The organism is Kitasatospora sp. NPDC032757 (assembly GCF_055579305.1).
The window spans coordinates 1-5,337 of sequence record NZ_JBVINN010000087.1; the positions used below are offsets into that span (position 1 = coordinate 1).

Here is a 5,337-nt window from a genome sequence, read left to right on the forward strand (position 1 = left end):
TGGCACGCTGTTGAGTTCTCAAGGAACGGACACTTCCTTCGGACCGCCTTCCAGCGGGCCCTCCGGGCGCTTCGTTCTTTCGTGTTTCCAGCTTATCAGATCCTCGCGGCCGTTCTTACCGGCGCTTGTTTCTCTGATTTCCCGCTGGGGGGGATTTCCTTCGACTTCGCTCCGAAGCTTATCAAAGCTTTCGATGTGCTCAGTTCCGGGATTTACCTCGTCGGAGGGCGCGTATTTCGTGGAACACGCTCGCCTCGATTTGGCGGTGTCGTAGACACTAGCGCCTGGATCAGGTCGTTGTCCAACCTGTCCCAACCGTTCAAACCTACTAGCCCAGCCCCACCACGTCAATGGTTTGACTGCGATGCGAGAAGAGTACCAGGTCAGAGGCGTGTGGATCACCTCTGCTCAGGCCGCGACCGGCTGCAGGTCCGCCCGGTCGGCCGCGTCCAGGTCGCCGGTCTCGCCGGCCTCGGCAGCCTTCCGGCCCAGGACGAGGGCGTACAGAAGGAATGCGATCTCGGCCAGCACGCCGATCGAGATGCGGGCCCAGGTGGGCAGGCCGGACGGGGTCACGAAGGCTTCCAGGACACCGGAGACTGCCAGCACGGTCGCGAGGCCGATTCCCATGCCGATGATCGAGCGGCCCTGTTCCGCAAGGGCCGTCGCACGGGTGCGCGGTCCGGGGTCGATGATCGTCCAGCCCAGCCGCAGACCGAGGCCGCCGGCCACGAAGACGGCGGTCAGTTCCAGCAGGCCGTGCGGAATGAGCAGGCCGAGGAAGATGTCGAGCCGGCCGGCGGAGGCCATCAGCCCCACTCCGAGCCCCAGGTTGAGGACGTTGCTCCACAGCACATTGAGCACCGGGATGCCCAGCGCGATGCCGAAGAGCAGGCACTGCACCGCGATCCAGGCGTTGTTCGTCCAGACCTGGGCCGCGAACGAACTGGCGGGGCGGTCCGAGTAGTAGGCCTCGTAGTCCCCGCCGGGCCTGGTCATCTCGCGGATCGTCTCCGGCGTGGCCAGGCTGTTCCGGACCTCGGGGTGGGTCGCCACCCACCAGGCGACGAGGGCGGTGCCGAGGAGGGAGAGAACCGCGACCGGCAGCCACCAGCGGCGCGCGCGGTAGAGCGCGGCCGGGAAGCTCACGCTGTAGTAGCGCGCGACGTCCCGCCAACCGCTGCTGCGGCTGCCGGTGACCGCGTCGCGGGCCCGGGAGACCAGGCTGGTGAGCCGGCCCTCCAACGTGGGGTCGGGAGCTGCGGCCTGGACCTTGGCCAGATGGCCGGTCACGCGCTGGTAGAGGGTGACCAGTTCGTCCGCCTCCTCGCCGGTGAGCCGACGGGTCCGGGCGAGGGCGTCCAGCCGGGCCCACTCCCCCTGGTGGGTGGCGACGAAGACGTCCAGGTCCATTCGGCAGCTCCATGGTCGGCGCGGGGCGCGCGGGCAGGCGGGTGCGGACAGGTGCGCCCAGCATGCCAGGGGGAGGGAGTGCCCGGGCGCCCGGGATCTCCTTTCCCCGGCGGCCCGGGACCTCCCTTCCCGCGCGGCTGCGCGGCCCCGTATGTTGACGACTGCGGATCACGGGATCGTGGGGGCCGATCCGATGGAAGCTCCCTCCCCGGATCGCGGACCATGAACCACCGACCATGAATCACCGACGGGAACGGACGGGTGTCTTGAGCGACCTGGTGACGGGTGAGGCGGTCGTCCTCGGCCTGCGCACGGCGAAGCTTCCGAGCCGGGCGCTGGCGATCGGGCTGGACCTGACCGTGCAGGGTGCCGCGCTCCTGGTGTGCTCCCTGACGCTGAGCTTCGTCCTGGTCGACCTCGACCCCGCCGCCCTGACCGCCCTGATGCTCGGGCTCGTGGTCTTCTTCACGGTGGCCCTGCCCGTCATGGTCGAGACCCTCACCCGCGGGCGCTCGCTCGGCAAGGCCGCCCTGGGCCTGCGGGTGGTGCGCAGCGACGGCGGTCCGGTGCGGTTCCGGCACTCGCTGGTGCGCGGGCTGGTCGGCTTCTTCGAGCTCATCATGCTGAGCGGCGTGCCGGCGGTGATCTGCTCGGTGGTGTCGTCGGACGGCAAGCGGCTCGGTGACGTCTTCGCGGGGACCCTGGTGGTCCGCGAGCGGGTGCCGGGCGGCGGCGCTGCCGTGAACCCGCTGCCGCCGGTGCCCCCGCAGCTGCTGCAGGCGATCGGCGGCGAGCTGGTGGCGCTGGACCTCTCCGCCGTGCCGGAGCCGCTCTGGCTGGCGATCCGGCAGCTGCTCGGCCGGGTCGGCCAGCTGGACCCGGCGGTGGCGCACCAGATGTCCGCCCGGCTGGCCGACGACCTGGCGGCCCGCACCGGCCACCCCGTCCCGTACGGGCTGCACCCGGCGGCCTACCTCGGCGCGGTGCTGACCGAGCGCCAGCGGCGCGAGTGGACCCGGGTCCAGGGCTACGCGTTCCAGCCGCAGCCCCAGCCCCAGCTCCATCCGCAGGCCCAGCCCCACCCGCAGCCCCACCCGCAACCGTCGGCCCCGCCCGTGGAGCAGCCGGTCGCCCCGGCCGCGCAGCAGCCCACGGCCCCGCCGCAGGCCCCCGCCACCGGCTTCGCCCCGCCGGCCTGACGCAGCCCGGCCCCGCCCGCCCCGGGCCGGCTCGCGCCGCCCCGGCCGGCGCTACCCGCCGAACTCCACCGGCCAGGGGTTCGGGGGCGACTCCAGTTCCTCCAGCTCCACCCCGGCCGCGGCCAGCACCACGTCCCCGGCCAGGTGCACCACCTGTTGCTCGCCCGTCTCCAGGTCCGCCACCTGGTACCGCTCGACCAGCAGCGGGCCGGAGTCCGTCTCGTGGGTGTCGATGCCCTCCAGCAGCCAGCCCTGGTCGAAGGTCCGCGGCGCCAGCACCGGCTCGCTGAACGCCACCAGCCGCACCTTCGCGCTCGCCCCCTCCCGCAGCCGCAGCAGCCGCGCGGTGGCGACCAGGAAGCCCGGCGAGCGCCCGGCGAAGCCGTGGGCCCGGTCGTGCCCCTCCACCGTGTGCTCCCCACCGGGGTCGGCAGCGTCGGTGCGCACCCAGGCCACCCCGTCGACGGCGCCGCCCCGGACCTGCCAGCCGCCCGCCCTCAGCTCCATCCGCAGCGGCCGGGCCCGCGAGTCCAGCGTCAGGTCGACCGTGCCGAGCACCTGGCCCTCGGGCCCGTACGTCTTGGAGACGTACCGCCAGCCGGCCGGGCCGGGGGCGCAGCTGAAGCGCTCCTCGCCGAGCAGCACGTGGTCATGGGTGTCGTGGAGCGAGTACCGGCCGTTGGGCATGCCCCGAAGCCTATGCCGCACGGCCGGACGAACCCGCATGCAACCTCAGGGGCGGCGCACTCATCAGTGGGGCAGACGGCACGGGGAACGTGCCGTGCGAAAGGAGCGCCCATTTCATGGCGAAGCAACAACGCGACGCCGAGTTCACGGAGTTCGTCGCCTCCAGGGCGGCGTGGCTGCGCAAGGTGGCCTACCTGCTCTGCTCCGACTGGCACCGCGCCGACGACCTGGTGCAGGAGACCATCACCAAGCTGTACGTGCACTGGAACCGGATGTCCGGGGTGGAGAACAGGGACGGCTACGCCAGGACCGTGCTCGTGAACACCTTTCTCGCCGAGCAGCGCTCCCCCTGGGGGCGGTGGATCGCCCGTCGCCGTGCCGACGGCGCGATACCGGAGACCGCCGTCTCGGCACACGACCTGGACGCCTCGGTCGACCTCCGGACGGCCCTCACCGCACTCCCGCCCCGGCAACGGGCCACGGTGGTGCTCCGGTACTACTGCGATCTCACGGTCGAGCAGACGGCGGAGGCCATGGACTGCTCCACCGGCAACGTCAAGAGCCAGACCTCACGGGGCCTCGACTCGCTGCGCCGCCTCCTGGACATGCGCCCGGTCATGCCGGCGGAAAGGACCGCATCGTGAACGACCGTCTCACCCCCGAGTACGCCGACCCGGCCGAGGGCCGGCTGGCCGCGGAACTGACCAGGCTGGCCGACGCCCCGGCCCCGGCCGCCCGGATGGACTCCGCCTGGGCCCTGCGCGCGGGCCGCTCCCGACTGCGGCGGCGCCGGCTCGGGGTGCTCGGCGGCGTGGTGGCGGTGGCGATCGGTGCCTCGGTGCTGGGCGCGGCACTGCCCGCCCCGCACGGGGGCGCGGCCCCGGTCCCGGTTGCCGCGGCGCCCAGTGCGAGCCCGACCGGCGGGCTCGCCGGCTTCCCCCCGCTCGGCCCGGACACCGGGCGCGACCCGCTGGCGGCCCCGGCCTCCTTCGGCTGGCTGCCCGAGGGCTTCGACTCGGTGAACTACACCGTCGGATTCTCCGGACAGCCGAACGGGTTCCAGGCCAAGGCCTACGGCCCGAAGCAGACCGGCCCCAACGCGGTCGAGTTCAACCACCAGCTGATCTTCCTCACCCTCTTCGCGCCGGGGGAGGTGCCCGTCGTCGGGAACGCGCCGACCGGCCAGCAGCAGTACCGGGTGGACGCCGCGCCGGTGAACGGGAAACCGGCGTACTGGGTCGGCATGGGACCGGACGATCCGGCCGGACTCGGGCTGGACCGGAACCTCCGCTGGCAGACCGCCGACGGCCGCTGGGCGCAGCTGCACAGCTCCTACATGGGCGACGCCGACGACGTGTCGAACGCCCTGCGCCGGGTCGCCGAGGGGATCAAGGTCGCCCCGCAGGCCGTTCCCCTGCCGTTCAAGCTCCACGACGTGCCCGCCGGCTTCACGCCGTCCGGCGTGAGCCTGGGCTACGGGCCCCAGGCTGCCGACGGCTACCCCTGGTCGGTGAGCATCAACTACAACTCGGGCGCCGACCAGATCAGCGTCGGCATCCGGCCCGACGTCGAACCGTCCTCCGACGGGAGCCTCGTCGGGCTGCCCGGGGCCGCCCGGCAGCAGAACACCTGCACGGTCGCCACAGGTCTGAAGCTGTGTGCGACCTCCTTCAAGGGCGAGGCGCCGTTCGCCTCGGTCGGGGGCTACAGCGGCTGGCTGGGCCACTTCACCGCGCTCGGCCTCTCCCCGGCCGACTGGACCACCGAGGTGCTCGGCTGACCTTCCCCTGACGTGCCGGTGGCCGGCGTCCCCGCGAGGGGGACGCCGGCCACCGCCGTGGTTCCGGGGCGATCAGTAGCGGTACTGGTCCGCCTTGTACGGGCCCTCGACCGGAACACCGATGTAGTCGGCCTGGTCCTTGGTCAGCGTGGTCAGCTTCACGCCCAGCGCGTCCAGGTGCAGACGGGCGACCTTCTCGTCCAGGTGCTTCGGCAGCACGTAGACGCCGATCGGGTACTGCTCGGTCTTCGTGAACAG

6 protein-coding genes are annotated in these 5,337 nt (G+C 72.3%); 3 read left to right on the forward strand and 3 right to left on the reverse strand.

Going from position 1 to position 5,337, the window contains the following annotated elements; translation table 11 throughout:
- Positions 1 to 408: 408 nt before the first annotated feature.
- Positions 409 to 1,413 (reverse strand): stage II sporulation protein M, encoded by a 1,005-nt coding sequence (locus tag ACZ5WK_RS40010; protein WP_465555459.1) that lies wholly within the window; start codon positions 1,411 to 1,413, stop codon positions 409 to 411.
- A gap of 266 nt (positions 1,414 to 1,679) precedes the next feature.
- Here ACZ5WK_RS40010 and ACZ5WK_RS40015 point away from each other — a divergent pair, with 266 nt between their 5' ends.
- On the forward strand, positions 1,680 to 2,612 hold the full coding sequence (locus tag ACZ5WK_RS40015; protein ID WP_465555461.1) for an RDD family protein: 933 nt from the start codon (positions 1,680 to 1,682) through the stop codon (positions 2,610 to 2,612).
- Between the two features lie 51 nt (positions 2,613 to 2,663).
- Here the strand turns inward: ACZ5WK_RS40015 and ACZ5WK_RS40020 are convergent, their stop codons facing one another.
- Positions 2,664 to 3,299: a hypothetical protein gene (locus ACZ5WK_RS40020; RefSeq protein WP_396326157.1), complete on the reverse strand. Its 636-nt coding sequence runs from the start codon at positions 3,297 to 3,299 to the stop codon at positions 2,664 to 2,666.
- 116 nt (positions 3,300 to 3,415) lie between these two features.
- Here ACZ5WK_RS40020 and ACZ5WK_RS40025 point away from each other — a divergent pair, with 116 nt between their 5' ends.
- Together ACZ5WK_RS40025 and ACZ5WK_RS40030 are read left to right on the forward strand one after the other, a co-directional pair.
- Positions 3,416 to 3,943: a SigE family RNA polymerase sigma factor gene (locus ACZ5WK_RS40025; protein ID WP_465555463.1), complete on the forward strand. Its 528-nt coding sequence runs from the start codon at positions 3,416 to 3,418 to the stop codon at positions 3,941 to 3,943.
- Positions 3,940 to 5,079 (forward strand): hypothetical protein, encoded by a 1,140-nt coding sequence (locus tag ACZ5WK_RS40030; protein WP_465555465.1) that lies wholly within the window; start codon positions 3,940 to 3,942, stop codon positions 5,077 to 5,079. The genes ACZ5WK_RS40025 and ACZ5WK_RS40030 overlap by 4 nt, the downstream gene beginning before the upstream one ends.
- Before the next feature lie 72 nt (positions 5,080 to 5,151).
- Here the strand turns inward: ACZ5WK_RS40030 and ACZ5WK_RS40035 are convergent.
- A partial coding sequence (locus tag ACZ5WK_RS40035; protein ID WP_465555467.1) for an adenosylhomocysteinase occupies positions 5,152 to 5,337 on the reverse strand: 186 nt, incomplete at its 5' end.

Excerpts from the sequence above, each read along its gene's own strand:
- ACZ5WK_RS40010 (WP_465555459.1), bottom strand. The coding sequence starts at position 1,413 with ATGGACCTGGACGTCTTCGTCGCCACCCACCAGGGGGAGTGGGCCCGG.
- ACZ5WK_RS40020 (WP_396326157.1), bottom strand. The coding sequence starts at position 3,299 with ATGCCCAACGGCCGGTACTCGCTCCACGACACCCATGACCACGTGCTG.
- ACZ5WK_RS40025 (WP_465555463.1), top strand. The coding sequence starts at position 3,416 with ATGGCGAAGCAACAACGCGACGCCGAGTTCACGGAGTTCGTCGCCTCC.